Origin of the sequence: Indolivaga capnocytophagoides, from assembly GCF_036511535.1 — a bacterium.
GTDB lineage: Bacteria > Bacteroidota > Bacteroidia > Bacteroidales > Dysgonomonadaceae > Dysgonomonas_A > Dysgonomonas_A capnocytophagoides.
Genome location: NZ_AP028867.1, coordinates 1,427,890 through 1,443,966 on the forward strand (window position 1 = coordinate 1,427,890; position 16,077 = coordinate 1,443,966).

9 protein-coding genes and 1 riboswitch are annotated in these 16,077 nt (G+C 38.9%); of the genes, 1 reads left to right on the forward strand and 8 read right to left on the reverse strand.

Translation table 11 applies throughout. From position 1 onward, the window contains the following. Window positions 1-10: 10 nt before the first annotated feature. Window positions 11-216, reverse strand: a riboswitch (cobalamin riboswitch). A 269-nt stretch (window positions 217-485) separates the two neighbouring features. Next, window positions 486-965, forward strand: a complete 480-nt coding sequence (locus AABJ51_RS05795; protein WP_338374746.1) for a GNAT family N-acetyltransferase — start codon at window positions 486-488, stop codon at window positions 963-965. A gap of 174 nt (window positions 966-1,139) precedes the next feature. Here AABJ51_RS05795 and AABJ51_RS05800 read toward each other — a convergent pair whose 3' ends face one another. The 8 genes from AABJ51_RS05800 to AABJ51_RS05835 form a co-directional block, all read right to left on the reverse strand. Continuing rightward, window positions 1,140-2,501 carry a glycoside hydrolase family 43 protein gene (locus AABJ51_RS05800; RefSeq protein WP_338374747.1) on the reverse strand — a complete coding sequence of 454 codons (1,362 nt, stop codon included), beginning with the start codon at window positions 2,499-2,501 and terminating at the stop codon, window positions 1,140-1,142. A gap of 140 nt (window positions 2,502-2,641) precedes the next feature. Then, window positions 2,642-3,979 (reverse strand): glycoside hydrolase family 43 protein, encoded by a 1,338-nt coding sequence (locus AABJ51_RS05805; RefSeq protein ID WP_338374748.1) that lies wholly within the window; start codon window positions 3,977-3,979, stop codon window positions 2,642-2,644. 28 nt (window positions 3,980-4,007) lie between these two features. Beyond that, the gene (locus AABJ51_RS05810; RefSeq protein ID WP_338374749.1) at window positions 4,008-5,576 is read right to left on the reverse strand and encodes a glycoside hydrolase family 43 protein; all 1,569 of its coding nucleotides are present in this window, start codon (window positions 5,574-5,576) and stop codon (window positions 4,008-4,010) included. A 116-nt stretch (window positions 5,577-5,692) separates the two neighbouring features. After that, complete coding sequence (locus AABJ51_RS05815; RefSeq protein WP_338374750.1) at window positions 5,693-7,795, reverse strand: glycoside hydrolase family 43 protein; 2,103 nt, start codon at window positions 7,793-7,795, stop codon at window positions 5,693-5,695. A gap of 218 nt (window positions 7,796-8,013) precedes the next feature. Next, window positions 8,014-10,200: an endo-1,4-beta-xylanase gene (locus tag AABJ51_RS05820; protein WP_321577249.1), complete on the reverse strand. Its 2,187-nt coding sequence runs from the start codon at window positions 10,198-10,200 to the stop codon at window positions 8,014-8,016. An 18-nt stretch (window positions 10,201-10,218) separates the two neighbouring features. Further along, on the reverse strand, window positions 10,219-11,268 hold the full coding sequence (locus tag AABJ51_RS05825) for a DUF5627 domain-containing protein (RefSeq protein ID WP_338374751.1): 1,050 nt from the start codon (window positions 11,266-11,268) through the stop codon (window positions 10,219-10,221). Between the two features lie 28 nt (window positions 11,269-11,296). Then, window positions 11,297-13,066 (reverse strand): RagB/SusD family nutrient uptake outer membrane protein, encoded by a 1,770-nt coding sequence (locus AABJ51_RS05830; protein ID WP_338374752.1) that lies wholly within the window; start codon window positions 13,064-13,066, stop codon window positions 11,297-11,299. A gap of 141 nt (window positions 13,067-13,207) precedes the next feature. Next, window positions 13,208-16,051 carry a SusC/RagA family TonB-linked outer membrane protein gene (locus AABJ51_RS05835; protein WP_338374753.1) on the reverse strand — a complete coding sequence of 948 codons (2,844 nt, stop codon included), beginning with the start codon at window positions 16,049-16,051 and terminating at the stop codon, window positions 13,208-13,210. Window positions 16,052-16,077 lie beyond the last annotated feature (26 nt).

Sequence of the window (16,077 nt, forward strand, 5' to 3'; positions counted from 1 at the left end):
CACGAAAGCTTTCAGTTTATTAATCTTGGCAGGTCTTCTGACTTACTCCATCTTTGAGCGTCCTTCCCATTTCCGAAGAAACAGTGGTTTTGAGTTTTGCTCAAAGACTTTGATAGAGCTTACAGCAGCGGGTCTGTTCAGGATTTTCACCTGATTCCCTTTTCATCATATTACCGAAGAAGCGGTTTTTATGACACCAAAATCAAAGCAAAGATATTAAATTTTATTAAATTACTCGAGGAAACTGATATAATTTTTGTGCTCAAAAACAGAACACAATATAGAAACAAACAATGCTCTTTTTACATCAAATAATAATATTTTGATTTTAATACACTATTTTTTAGATCATATTATTCACAGACGAACCAAACACCATAAAATACACACCAAAACAGAGAAAAACAGCAACAAATTGAATACAACCGATAGATTTATGTAATTTAGCATAAATATTCCTGTACAAAACTATAAAAACCTAACAAATGAATCCTACTGATATAACCATTGCAGATTGCGACTACACAAGCAGTGACGATTTAAAAGCTATTTGCTCTTTAATGAATTCATACATTCTGGATGAAATGGGAGGTGGTGAGCCACTGAGTAAATTGCAACAATTAAGGTTGGTAGACAGCCTCAACCAGCATCCTACATCCATAGTGCTATTAGCTAAATACAAAGATACATTCAGCGGATTATTAGTAGCATTCGAAAATTTTTCAACCTTTACGGTTAGTCCAATGATTAATATACATGACTTAATTGTATTACCCGAACATCGGCATATAGGTATCGGACGTGCTTTATTGGAATCACTGAAAAACAAGGCAATAGAAAAAGGATGCAGCAGGATTACTCTTGAAGTAAGGATTGATAATTCAAGAGCACAACAATTATATAAAAGCCTCGGATTTACCGAAACAGATCCTGCAATGCTGTATTGGAGGAAAAACTTAAAATGAATAACAATGTATTATTGAGCTAGAATATTCGTGGCTAATACATTCAGGTTCAAAACACATTAATCAGATTATATGAAATAGCTAAACTTAATCTGACAGTTGTAGGTCGTTTATGATTATCAGATTAAGTCTCAGCTATTATAGGTTATATAAACTAGTTATTCATACTGTTTGTTATTTAGAAAACATCCAATAATCGAAATACATAAGTGCCCCCGGTTTATTTCCTTTAAATACAAAATACAGGTCATGCACACCTGTTACAGTTGCGATATCAGCAGTCACTAATGACCACCTATTATCTCCGCCCGTAATAGGGACATTGATTGTTGCTAAAAGTTTGCCATCTTTATTATCTATCCTTACTTCCATTTTAACACCTTCATGATGGGTTGTACCTACTCTGGCTGTTAGCTTAGATGCACCTTTTAAACCAAAGTCTACACCGTTAATCTTAGTATAAGCACCGTCTTTCATCGCATTGATAAACACTCCGACCTCTTTGTTCTGTGAAGCTTTTACACCTTCGGAAAAAGCAATTGTCTCGGCTTCCGTTTTTCTATACGGATCCAACCTTTCAAGCCCTGTTGAAATACCTGCGGTCATTTTCAGGGGTTTAATTGTACCATCTTTTGCAAATTCCATTTGTTCAACACATACCGAACGGGTAAATCCGCCCCCTCCGGGCAATGCTCCATTGTGATAGAACAGATATGTATTACCCTTATAGTCTATTATTCCAGGGTGATTAGTAAAACTGCTACCTTCCGTGGCCATTAATGTTCCTTTGTTTTCCCATGGGCCCGTTGGACTCTTGCTTGTAGAATATCCTAAATGCTCAGGTATAGGTCCCCCTGCCCATAGTAAATAATAAAGGTTATTTCTCTTATACAACCAGGGCGCTTCTTCATATAAAGTCGGACGCTCTGCAATATTGCCTTCGCGCTTACCAAATGATGCTTCTGTCATTGGCACACTAACAATATCTCCTTTATAAGATATCATATCATTATTCAATTTCACATAATACAGATTGGGATTTCCCCAATAGAGATATGCCTGTCCGTCATCATCTATAAAAACCGTAGGATCAATATCCCCTTTTCCTTTTTGAATCAAAGGTTTTCCCAATGGATCAATAAACGGACCATAAGGGCTGTCAGAAACCGCAACCCCAATAGCCGGGCTATTAGTGGCTTTATCTATGGTAGGTACATACATGTAAAACTTTCCATCTCTTTCTATACATTGTGCAGCCCACGCATCGCGAGCAGCCCAATCAAATTCATTATAAGAAAGTACAACTCCATGATCAGTCCAGTTAACCATGTCCTCGGTTGTATATAACTTCCAATTATTCATAACAAACCATGTTGCATTGTCTTCGTCATGACTGGTATAAAGATAAACCTTGCCATTATACACCATCGGAGCCGGATCGGCTGTATACATAGTCTGTACAATAGGATTTTGCGCCTGGCAAATCATAGATGCACTAATGCAAGTTAGAATAAGATTCTTTTTTAAATGTTTCATATGTTATTATTTAAGGTCTCAGACCTATTTATCTGTCAGTAGACGAGTAGACAGGTTAACAAGTATAAAATGTGTATTAACTCGTCTACAGGTCTACTTGTAAACTCGTTTACTATACAAGAGTAAATACTTATAGTTACTTATTTAAATTCCCATGAATCAAAGAAGAATAGATTATCCTTTTGAGCGGTACTTTTAAAGCAAAAATAGAGATCGTGAACTCCTTTTGCATCATTGATCAGACACGACATTTCTTCAAACTTATCCATTGCTCCGGTTCGTTTTATAGGAAGATTACCAATCAGAGGTCCGGTAGTACTGTCTATACGAATTTCGATATAAGCCCCATCTGTATTACATGCTGCAATAGCCTTAAACAACTTTGCTCCTTTGCCAAAATTTACACCTTTCACACACAACGACTCATTGTTATCGATATTGGTAACACAGATCCTTCCATCGGGCATTTTTTCTGTTTTCAGTCCATATCCCCAAGCAATTGTTTCGGCTTCAACCCGACGATACGGATTAAATGATTCTATCTGTTCCAGTACAGTCTCTGTCCAATAAGGAACTTCTTTGATAGTGCCGTCTGCATTGTAATACATAGGTGCAGCCATAGATGATCTTCTTTCGTGATGTTTGAATGTTTCTTTGTGCATCAAATCATAACTCAATCCAAAGACATACGATTTTCCCTTATAGTCAATAATACCCGGATGGTTTCCTCTTGTGCGAGGCGTTGGTTTCATTATATATCCTTTTGTTGTCCATGGCCCGGTAGCATTATCGCTCATAGCATATCCGAGTCCTTCGGGACAGCAGGTCGAAGCGAAAGCCATATAGTAATGGTTGTTTCGTTTATATACCCAGGGACCTTCCTGATAGTGTTGCGTTTTTTGGTCAAGTTGAACTATATCACCCGAATAAGAAATCATATCCTCGTTGAGTTTCACATAGTATACATTCGGATTACCCCAATACATATACGCTTGTCCATCGTCATCAATAAGAATCGTAGGATCAATATCATACCAGTGTTCTTTCTGCCACACCAAAGGCTTGTTTATCGGATCTTTGAATGGACCATAAGGCGAATCGGATACTAACACACCAATACCCTGTCCATGTATAGAACAATACATGTAAAATTTACCATTCCGTTCAACAACCTGTTGAGCCCATGCCCCATTATCTTTTGTAACCCATTCGAAGTTTTTCAGGGAGGCTACAGCTCCATGATCTGTCCAGTTTACCATATCGGTAGATGTATACAACAGCCAGTCAAGCATTTTAAAGCCCTGAGAATCATCTTCATCGTGCGTAGTATATAAATATACAGTATCGTTATATACCATGGGTGCAGGATCTGCAGTATATTTAGTTTGTACTAAAGCATTTTGAGCAATAACTTGTGTAACTGCAAATACAGCTAATAATAAGATTCCTGATTTTATCAGATAATTTGTGTACTTCATTGTTTATGTAATTAATGTTTAACAATATTTATTTCAGAGTAACAGGACTGTACTCGAACCAATCGAAATCAGCATACGAAGCGTTATCTTGTTCCGATTGAGCAAAAATTCCGAGATATACACCCGTAAAACCTCCTGCGGTTTCAGAACTCAGAAAACGGGTATCGATATTTCCCAGTTTCTGAAAATCCTTATTATCGGTTGAAAATGAATAAGTATAAAAGTCATTACTACCTTCGACACGCAGAAATATATCTTTACCTGATAACGAGACTTCTTTTTCGATATGTTTTAATGTACCCAGATAATATGATAAAGAAAGGGTATACTTTCCATTTACACATTTTACAGATAAATCGTAACGATAATTACTCGTCATATAAGTTGTCAGCCCTGCTTTAGAATTGTTCTTTATCCCATTGAAATCCAAAGCCGCTGTTGCACAGAAATCAGTATGTTGCTGGCGACGTCCCACAAAAGTCGGAGAATCAATCTCATCAAGTGATACAGTAGAAGCTTTTAAACGCAAAGACCCTTTTTTTTCCGTTAGAGAATAATTTTTGAAAGCCGGAATACATAAATAGTTCCAGTCATCACTGAGCTTAGTTTCTTCAAAATCGTCTTTCGAAGGTTTCTCTGGAACTTTCACTTGAGGTAAAGTCTGGCAATCCATATTCAGAGATACGGTACCATCACCATTAACTACAGGCCAGCTATTATCATTCCATGCTACAGGAGCCAGAAATGTTTCTCGTCCCATGACATGATGAGCTCCGGTCTGCGGTCTGAATCCGAGACAGACAGCCCACCACGATCCATCATGAGCCTGAACAAGATCTGCATGACCGACTCCTTGAATAGGGTTAGATGCTCCATTATCATTTATATGAGTCAATATCGGATTTGCCGGATTCGAATCGTATGGGCCAAATATTGAACGACTGCGGGCAATTGTTACTTTATGCCCATATTCGGTTCCACCTTCAGCTATCAGTAAATAATAAAAACCATCTTTCATATAAATATGCGGAGCCTCGGCATATCTCCCCCCTGTACCATTCCATATCCTTTTTGATTCGGAAAGCCGTTTACCTGTTTTAATATCAATTTCGCAAATGTGAATCCCCCCCATTGCCGAAATAAAATAAACCTTTCCGTCTTTATCAAATAAAATATCAGGATCAATACCTCCTTGATCGACCCATACAGGGTCAGACCATTCCCCTGCCGGATCATCCGTGTAAACATAGAAATTGCCTTTATCGGAAGTATTGGTCGTAATCATATAAAACAATCCGTCATGATAACGCAGAGAAGGAGCATAGATTCCATTCCAGAATCCAATTTTTTCCAGCTTTACTTGTGACGGCCGATCCAGAACATATCCGATGCTTTTCCAATTAATAAGATCTTTACTCTGATGGATTGGAACTGCGGGAAAGTATTGAAAACTACTGTTCACAATATAATAATCGTCACCGACACGGCAAACACTCGGATCGGGATAAAATCCCTGAAGTATCGGATTCTTAAATCCCTGCCCGAAGCTCGTTAAAACGAGCAGGCAAAGAAATATACTGCCTGTTATTTTTTTCATATCTAAGTTAGTTCAGGTCTCAGACCTTTTTATTACTTTGGTAACTAAAACAAAAAATCTAAAATATATCATTAATACTTGCTGTTACTTATAAAATTGTTCTTTTAAGGTATTAATCAGGACTGTTCTTCCTTTACTTCTTTCCATTCAAATACGGCCCCATCTTTTCGATCCGGTCTGCTACCCGCCCAATCAGCCGAATAAGGCTCTCCTGTTTCAGGAGTAAGTCCGACATACTTATTTGTTTTAAGCGATAATAACATACATTCGTTTCGAAGCATATCCTGCCAAAGAAACAAGCTACCCTCACTTTCGTCTTTCATCATTCGAACATCACCGGAAAGCCCCTCTCCTACAACTGTTATAAAACCACTACCATCCATCGATTCAAGAGCTATACGTCCTTTTCCTCTATCATGAACCCTGAATTGGCAGCCTTTTGAATAATAAGCATCTTTCGAAGATCCGGTAGAGTGTAACATTCCATGTGAATGTGCCCAGACCGGCATATTATTACCTAAATTAGTCAAAGTAATAATCTTCCCGATAGGAAGATTGCGGGAACGATCAGCTAAAGGCTCTTCGACTTTAAAACTATCAAAATCGGCATATCCGCCCTCTTTACCTTCGGTGTTGAAAGCAAACAATGCATACCTTACACCTTGAAAAGTTTTCATCTGATATCCTAATCGTAAGTCATCACCCACTTCTTTAAAATTGACTCCGTCTGTGCTAAAGCTCAATCGTGCAATATCTTTATCATAATTACCATTGGCTCGTAAATACACTCTATTAGTTAAGATAGGTTCATCTATTGACTGATTTTTTACCAGATCATAAAACCGGATCATAAGCCCTTGATTTGTTCGGATAACACCAATCCAGTAATACGGAACGTTTAGCAATGCTAATCCTGCGACGTCTCCTTGTTTCAATGATTTAACATCTAGTACAACTGTTGCATTCGATTCCGGTCCCATTACCCTTTGAGTCAATGTATTTTTGGCATACATAAAGTTTTTGGCAGGTAATGTATGCAAACGCAGCATTCCTTTTTTTTCTGTAAGTGACCATTTTTTATCTACCGGAATATGGTTCCACTGCCAGATGGGTTGTAACTTAGGTGATGAAAAATCATCATCGCGTTTATAAGTTGTTATAGGAGTCGTGTTCATACCTATATCGGGCTTAAACCATGTACGTGGCGAACGTCCCAGATTGCCTTCCAATCCAAAATAAGGCCATCCATTTTTCCAAATTACAGGCGAAAGAAACGTTAAACGCCCTGTTGATTTTACATCCATCATAGAAAATCCCCACCATTCACCATTGGGTAGATCTACAATTCCACCCTGATGAAGAGGAACAGCATAAAATCCGTTTTCAGAAGGTTTTTCAAACTCCATCACCTCTCCTTCATTCGGAATATTCGACCAAAAACCATATCCTTTCGACCACCACCCTCGTTGTGTTCCCATTGTTTCACGGCTGCTTATAACTACAGTTTCGTAAGGGCCTTCGGGTTTGTCTGCCCGAGCGCACTGCATGCGTCCGACAGGAGCATAGTCGGCACTGATGATATAATATTTTCCATTTATTTTATAAAAATGGTGCCCCTCTCCCATAGCATTATTCTTAGGTATAATAACTTTTTCACTTCCTTCGACATATCCGCTGAAGTCGGGTTTAATTTCGATCAACTTAACCTCATCATAACTATGTACAGCATATATTTTATCATCATCATCGAAAAGTATTCCGAGATCGTAAATTCTACCTCCCATATTTTTATGAATCCACGGACCAGACGGATCTTGAGCCGAAAAGACTTGCAAACCATGATCATTTACATTTACAAAAACATAAAAAGTACCCTTATGGTAACGAATAGCCGGAGCCCATATTCCATTGCCGTAAATACCTTTATCGCCTTCGAGATGGAATTCGGGTCCAAGATCTAACTTATCAAAAATATAAGTCACAAATTCCCAGTTAACCAAGTCTTTTGATCGGAGCAACGGAAGCCCCGGCATTGCATGCATAGAACTGGCGACCATATAAAAAACAGTATCTACCCGAATCAAATCAGGATCTGTAAATTCATCATAAAACAAAGGGTTGGTAAATGTTCCGTTTCCATTATCAGCAGTCCACGACTGCGAGTTGGCCTTACCTATAAATAGGGCACATAGAGAAAGAATCAATAAAAATTTCTTCATCGTAGTTGTTTTTAGAATACATACAAAATAAGTAACAGAAAGTATTTAATCACCTGTTTTATGGCAATAACGATCTGTTGCTTTTATGCTTACGAAAGCAATAAACAGGTATGAAAACTTAATTGAAATCGTGATAAAACAAACTATGCAGGTATACCTTTCGGGAATATACCTACACAGCTTATTTAGATTATCAATTTTATCCTTACATTTTAATTTTATTTGCTTAAGCCATCAGCAAATCCTCCATAAGTAGGTTTTCGGTAATATTCAGAATTCCAAAGACCTATGGGTGCCCCGGGTCTCCATGAAGAATTGTCGGGACTATCAGTCGAAGCCCATTGAGTAATACCATATCGCTGAGGTGCAGGGATGTATTTAAAGTAAGATTTTATAATATAAGCGTAATAATCACTTTGCTTTTTGAGTTGTTCAAAAGTGGCATCCTTCGTCTTTACACTATTTCCAGACTCATCGTCGATACCCATATCGAGTTCCGATATCTTGATAAGCTTACCTGTGGCAGCCAATGCTTCAAACATTTTATCAACACGGGCTTCCCTTCGTGCTTGCTCTGCCGCATCTAAGCTAACCGATACGTGCATCTGAGTTCCGATACCATCAATCTTAGTAACTCCATCAGATTCCCAATACTTTATCATATTGATCAACCCATTACATTTATCAAGGCTATATTCTAGGTTATAATCGTTTATGAACAATTTTTGACGATCACCTCCATACTTGCGGGCAAGCTCTACAGCCTTACGGGCATAATCTTTACCCATATAATCCTGCCAATAAAATTCATCTGCACCGATATCAGACTTACCGACTCCTGTTTTTAATTGCGAAGGACTACCGTCATCCATAGGCTCGTTTACCACATCCCACACCTTAACATAGTCTTTCGTTACCTCCATCATGCCCTTTATCCAACGTTCCATCTCATTGGTAATGATTTCTTTCTTTTCTTCATCAGTTTTCTCTCCGCCAGTAGCCGTTTCTTTCTGAAAGGATAAGTTATCTATATATACCGTTCCGGCATTCTTTCCCAAATTGAAAGCAATAGCCCCTCCTCCGACAAACGAGTCGGTTACGGTGAGCGTATAAGTAAACGTTTTCCACTCGGTAGACGCAGAAATATCACCAAAAGCTGTCCAATGCAAGTAACTGCCGGGAGTTGTCTGCGTTTGTGTACTAAAGGTCATCGCTTTATCTGCTTTTACATCCATACTCACCTTATATACATCTCCGAGCTTCATCGTTGGTGAAAATTTGAAAATAAACTGAGATTCATAATCATTGACCTGTGCACTCGGAGTTTTAACAGTAAGAGCACGTCCCGATCCATTTGATCCGGTAGCATACCCTTTCACACCTACTCCATTGACCTGAAAACTATTATCGAAATTATCTTCTTCGAAATCACCTCCGGAAAGCTGCTCGACCCAACTAGTTCCCGAACTTCCTTTATTATAATGTCTCAACGAAATATCATCGAAATAATACGTTGTAGCTGTTGCTCCGAGATTAAAAGCAAAGGTATAAGCATCTGCAACCTCGGCTGTTGCCGTAAACTCTTTTTTATAAGTCTTCCATGAGGTAGTTGCACTCAGCGAACCAAACATATCCCAATGTTTATATTCCTGAGGACCATAATGTGCCTGAGTTGCAAAAGAACAAGACTGATCCGCTCTGTATTTCATGCTGAATTCGTAAGTTTCCCCCTCAACCAAATGCATAGAAGGAAAAGTAAAGAAAAACTGAGACTCATAATCATTTGTCCTTACCGCACTGTTTGTTACAGCAATCGCTCTGCCTATTCCATCTGCACCTCCTCCGTTAGCAGTATAAGACAATGATGCTAAAGAAGTTCCGGTTGTATAAGAAGATTCATCATCACCTTCAAAATCGGAGTTGATAAATACATTATCCTCCCAATAGGGATCACCACCCGCTTCGGAAGGGGCAATTGTACTATTCAGCCATTTAGCATTCTGATTTGCATGCCAGCAAAGGGTATGTCCGTAAATAGTGGTTCCGGCAGATTTAGCCGTGGCAATAAACTTCTCGACTGTCGAAAAATCCATAGCCCCCTCATCGCTCACACAGGCTCCATGTTTCATTTCCCAGCCTGCGGTCATTTCATCAAAGTTACTGTTTATAAGCTGGTATATGCCGCCTTTTGCATTATAGTCCCCCACTGATACTCCTATTCCCAGTTTAAAATCGGGATTAGCAGTACGGTCTACATAATCCTTCAGAACATGATAAGTATTTAAATATTCATATTCAGCAATACTTGCTGGTTTCTCAACACTAAATTCCAACAGCTCATTATCTGCGCAAGACGATAATAGAGACAGAGTTATGATCGGAATTACTTTTATATATTGTTTCATATCATACAGATTATTCGGTTATTTATTTATTACATTAAACCATTCGCCTTTGATCTGCCTGTCCCGCACGACCAATGTATCTTTCGTTGCATATTTTTTAGCACCATAATCGATCGTATAGTCTAAGTAAAGAACATCCCTGTCTTTATTGTTAAAGGAATTCTTTTCTCCGTCTTCCACAAATTTACCGGTTCCTGTTGCTGTATATCCGTTGGTTGCAGAAGTTACAGTACATTCATTTTTATCATTAAATGTCAGTGTCAGATCACAAGTTAAAGTACTTGTATTATTTTTTTGCTCCGCTTCATTCCAGACTTCCACTTGTGTAGATACTGTGCATTTATTCTTTTTCAGAGCCAGTGTTGAGATTGTATATACTTCATCTTTTTCTGTATATTGTTCATGACGAACAATAGTAGAAACCTGTCCGCCCTCTGTAACAATATCTACTCCTCTGCGTAAATAAACGGCATCCCAAGGGTTAATATATTTTACAGCATACAGCACATAATCCTTAGGTGTAACATCCCAGTCTGATGCTGACACCCTACTCGGATTGTCAACTTTGGGTTTACCTGAAAGTATAGAATCCGCATTCTGAACATTAGACATGACCAAAGGAATTACATATGTATTTTTTAAGGCCAACGGATCTGCAAAGAAGGCATCGGTAAGTTGCACTTCTACACCACCCATTACTTTACCTTTGGGTATAACAATCTGATTAGATGCTAACGTGTAATAATTAGAAGGCATCGGAATAATATCACCTCCATCTTCAAACTGAAGGTTATCACACAGCGAGTTTACCACCGCAATATCTACCGTACGATTTGTTTTATTAGAATAAACTCCTCCCATAGTTGCATAAATGATGAATTTATGCTCATTATCAATAGATATATCATATGTTTCGTCATTCCCCAAAACTATCTTCCTCACGGGATATTGAGTTGCAAAATAAACCGTTGTACCTCCTTCATAATCTTCATATTCCCAGTCATCATTCTTACATCCGGAAAAAAACACGACCAAGAGAAGAGCATATATTGAAATTATTTTTTTCATTTTTTTTATTTTTAGATTTAAAGACTCCTTACCAACCCTTATTCTGAACTAACGCATCAAACTTCAGAATTTCGCTGTATGGTATCGGACCATAATTCATAAAATCCGAATATTTTCGGTTCTCTACAGTTATCACTGTATAAGTCTCACCTTTGATACTCATACCTTTGGCAGACTCGGTTAACGTTGATTTCCACCTACGTAAGTCCCAAAAACGGAAACTCTCGAAACAAAGTTCCAACCGGCGTTCATTACGAATCAACTCTCGCATCTTTTCTTTATCATTCTTAATACTTTCGAGATAAGCATCTCCATTAGATGTTCCTACTCCTGCCCTTTTACGGATGGCTTTTATCACATCATACGCAGAATAAGAGTGCCCGCCTCCGCTTGTACTTGGTCCCCAAGCTTCATTGGCAGCTTCGGCATAGTTTAAGAATATCTCAGTGTATCTGATACGGGGTTTATAATGAAGTTGTCCGTTATTACTAGTTGAGCTTAGATACACATCTTCACGAAGGTGCTTGCGGAGATAATATCCGGTACGGGTGGATACTCCGTCCTCTTTATTCAAAGCATCATTATTTGTACCATCCACACTTGTCGTGATTACCTCGTTATTAAGGCTAGCCTTACTTCCATTAACGATAATATATGTGCTTAGGCGGGGATCTCTGTTCACATACGGATTCTGGTTATTGTATCCACTGCCGCTTTCGGTTATAGGATATCCGTTCGCCATAGGAAAAGCATCTACAAGATTCTGAGTAGGATTAAGTTGTCCGCCACCATATAAACTGGATGGAAAATGAGATTTTTCTAAGCTATATGCGTTACTTTCGAGACCTTCCCTCCAAAGAATTTCTTTAGGATTCTCCCCTGCTCCCAATGCTGATATTTCATTGGCATTTTTATACCATGTAAAACCATTGGATGCTATGCCACTAACCCCTCCGATCAGATCCAGCAATTCTCCATTATAATTGGCAGCATCTACCCAAGTAACAGATGTACCTTCCGCAAAAGCCGGACTTGCTGCTAACAAAGCAGCTTTCGCACGAAATGCCTTTGCTATACGCCCGGTCATTCTAGTTCTGAAGCGTTGACCGAATACTCTCACATATTGACTTACAGACACTCCCGCAGTACGATATTTCTCAGGTAATTGTGATGCTTGAGTAATATCTTCGTAATCAAGAGGAAGTAACTCTTCCGCCAATTTCACATCTGCATAAATTAGAGCAACACAGTCATCGAATGTATCCCGAGGACGATTAAAATCCGTACCGGTATCTTCCGGTTCATTCACGATAGGTACACCCAACAGTTGCCCATCTGCAGTCCATCCTCCATGAGCTTGCAGCATATAAAACATAAACATGGCTCTCAAGCCGTAAGCTTCGCCCTTGAGCCTATCGCAGAACAGCTGGTTTACTGTTTTATCGTCTGCCCATGATGTTTTATCAACCTGTTGCAGAAAAAGATTGATATACTGAATAGCTGATTTGCAGGTAGACCATTGATCCATAGGATTATTACTGGCCGTCCATGTACCTGTTGCCATTTTTAAGTAATTATTGGTTACCTGATTAGTAACCGCATCATCTGTGGCAACATCATTAAACGACTGCGAACTATAAGGATTACGGGTATATGCATTCGCTAAAATACCCTGACTGAAAGAAGGCTCGTCCGCCGCAGAATCGATTTGTTTATTATTTTCGATAGCCGGAGAAAAAAGGTCGTCACACCCTGTCAACATCAGAACGGCTGTTAGTATTATTATTGTCTTTTTCATAAAATCTTTTATTAAGGTCTCAGACCTATTTATTGACTCGCATCCGTATCATCGAATGTTATTTGTCCATCCAAGTATAACTGCAAGAGATAATTGCAACTTTAAAATGCTTCATTAGATACTTACTGTTACTTTATTGTATCAAAAAACCGCTTTAAGACCGATGTTGAAGAATCGTGTTTGAGGAGAACCTCCTGTATTCAATTCCAGTATTTTACGTTCTTTAGCGATCTTCAGTAAATTAGATCCACTCACATACATAGATAAGTCATTAACAAAAGTTCCATTGAATACCGATTTCGGAAAATCGTATGTTACCTGCACTCTCGCAATATTGAATTGGTCTGTGCTGTATAACCAGAAATCTGAATCTCTAAAGTTATTATCTCCGCTTTTTGTTGTCAGGCGGGGATAGGTTGCGGTTTCTTTGGTTTCTTCTGTCCAACGCCCACGTACAACTTCTGAATATTTCCGGTCTCCAAACACCCAATAGTATTGACTGTTTTTCATTGCTGATGCACCAAAACTTCCGGTTCCTAATACGAAAAGGGTAATATTATTCCATTTTGCAGTAAAATTAACACCCAACGTAAAAGGTGCACCTTGCCAGCCATAGCGTTTACCTAGATACACAACATCCTTTTCGTCGATAACGTTATCTCCATTCTGATCTACATATTTTATATCTCCCGGTTTTACTTCACCGAATGACTGGCTCGGAGAATTTGCTATATCAGTATCATCAGAAAAGAATCCGTCACTCACCAAGCCCCATACTCCATCGGTCGGATGTCCTGTTCTGTTTTGATATGAATATTGATACGTTTCATCCAAACGGGCATTCTTCGATTTATAATAAGTTCCTGATACTCCGAAACCCAGATCGACTTCATCTACACGCTTATTCACATTTACGGCAAAATCAAATCCTTTGCGATCATAGTTATTATAGTTGAGATAAGGCAAAAATGAGCTGGTTGGCCATCCCGAAACAAAATATCCGGGGTAAAGTGAAGAAGCTTGTGTAAGCAATCCTTCCATACGGTTCGAGAACAGCGAAAAATCAACAGTTAACATTCTTTTCCACAAAGAAGAGCGAAGTCCTATACTTATTTCCTTACGCTTAATAAAAGACAAATCGTTATTCTGTCCCCGAAGCGATTGTGTCGCACGGTTCTGATTACCATCAGCCCATCCCCACCAAGCACCATCGGTCTGATTATAATTGGCCTGATACAAATAATAATCGGAAATATCCAAATCAGAATGAAGAACCGAAGCCGAGGTACTCAATACCAAATCATCTATGACCGGATGATCTTTAAGAAACTCTTCGCCGGTCAATCTCCAACCTAAAGATACCGAGGGAGAAAAAGCCATACGGTTGCCCTCCGGTAAACGGGCAGAATAAACAAGAGCATTACTCAGACTCAAATAATACTTGCTTAAGTAGTTATAATCGACCTGCAAACCTAAATTGGCGTTACTGGTTTTGTGATAATCTCCACTTGTCGATCGTTGATAACCTGAGGCTATCAGCATAGCTGATATATTATGAGTATTATCTATGACTTTTTTATAATCGAATTGTCCCGAAAATGAGATTGTCTGCCTGTTCCAACTCCCTCCAATATTCTGTACTCCGCTCTTTTTATCCGTTCCATATTTGGTTAAGCCGAGAATTACATCTTCACCATTAAAATTTCCCCAATCAGCCTCATATGTCGCATAAGAGTTATTGTAAGATTTACTATATGAAGTAGAATAATCTATACCAAATTGGGTTTTAAAAGACAAGCCGTCTAATACTCTTGCCAAATTAACATCCACACCGGCATCAAACTGATACTGACGGCTCGTATATGTACTGTATCCGGCCGCATACAAGTCTGCTAAAGCATTGGTCTGGTTAAGTTGTGTCCCGCCCAGCAAATATTTACCATCGATCAGGTGATTACTGTTATTTACCAATGCCCAGGCACTCTCATTACTCTGGTCGATATAGCTGACCGGAATCAATGGAGAAATACGGTTCGGTCTCAACGAAGCTGCGGCCGACCAAAAGTCGCCGAGAGCCCCACGACGATCATAAAATGTAGCATTGGCATTTACAAAGCTTTTAATAAAATTATTCAGGGCAACATCGATATTACCTCTAACACTAAAGCGTGTAGTATTATCGTTTTTGGCATCGCCATATTTCAATAAAGACCCTTCGTTGTATAAATTGATATTGGTATAGAACTGAGCTTTTTCAGAACCGCCGGTAACCTCAACTACCCCTTCGGTATAATTATATGCCTTTTTGAGATAGTCGGAAGAATACATGTTTACATTGGGATACCGATACGGATTTGTCCCCGATGCATGGTTATATATATCATCGGCACTGTAAGTTGCTTCCAAACCATCATTTACACGAGCCTCGTTATACAAGGTCATATACTCAGCCGATCCCATATATTTGGGATAGCTTTTCGGCACATACCATCCGGTATTGGCTTGTACTCTGATTTTTCGATCCTCTACTTTTCCTCGTTTCGTTGTTATATATATAACACCCTTAGCTCCACGACTACCATACAGAGCTATAGCGGAAGCACTTTTCAGAAAAGTGATCTGCTCAATCTCCGATGGCATTACATTGTTAGCATCACGGGGAATTCCGTCTATAATAACCTCATAACCATCCATTCCCCATAAGCTGCTTCCATTCCAGCCGCCTACATATCCCTGCATATTCTCCAATGAATAGGAAAAGTAGTTTTTATTCATCAGGTTTGCCACATCCACATAAGAAACACCACCCAATAAATCAGACTTATTCACTTTCTGATAAGCAACCTGTATCTTGGTATTATCAGAATTCCGAAGCGAATCTGTGCTCATTGCAAACAGCATGTCTTCCTGCTCTTGAGCATTTACAGACAAGAACGAAACAAGAAAAGCTGCTGATACAAATATTTTTGTTCGTATATATTTCATTTTCTATTCTATTTAAGGTCTCAGAC

Excerpts from the sequence above, each read along its gene's own strand:
- AABJ51_RS05795 (WP_338374746.1), top strand. The coding sequence starts at position 486 with ATGAATCCTACTGATATAACCATTGCAGATTGCGACTACACAAGCAGT.
- AABJ51_RS05800 (WP_338374747.1), bottom strand. The coding sequence starts at position 2,501 with ATGAAACATTTAAAAAAGAATCTTATTCTAACTTGCATTAGTGCATCT.
- AABJ51_RS05805 (WP_338374748.1), bottom strand. The coding sequence starts at position 3,979 with ATGAAGTACACAAATTATCTGATAAAATCAGGAATCTTATTATTAGCT.
- AABJ51_RS05810 (WP_338374749.1), bottom strand. The coding sequence starts at position 5,576 with ATGAAAAAAATAACAGGCAGTATATTTCTTTGCCTGCTCGTTTTAACG.
- AABJ51_RS05815 (WP_338374750.1), bottom strand. The coding sequence starts at position 7,795 with ATGAAGAAATTTTTATTGATTCTTTCTCTATGTGCCCTATTTATAGGT.
- AABJ51_RS05820 (WP_321577249.1), bottom strand. The coding sequence starts at position 10,200 with ATGAAACAATATATAAAAGTAATTCCGATCATAACTCTGTCTCTATTA.
- AABJ51_RS05825 (WP_338374751.1), bottom strand. The coding sequence starts at position 11,268 with ATGAAAAAAATAATTTCAATATATGCTCTTCTCTTGGTCGTGTTTTTT.
- AABJ51_RS05830 (WP_338374752.1), bottom strand. The coding sequence starts at position 13,066 with ATGAAAAAGACAATAATAATACTAACAGCCGTTCTGATGTTGACAGGG.
- AABJ51_RS05835 (WP_338374753.1), bottom strand. The coding sequence starts at position 16,051 with ATGAAATATATACGAACAAAAATATTTGTATCAGCAGCTTTTCTTGTT.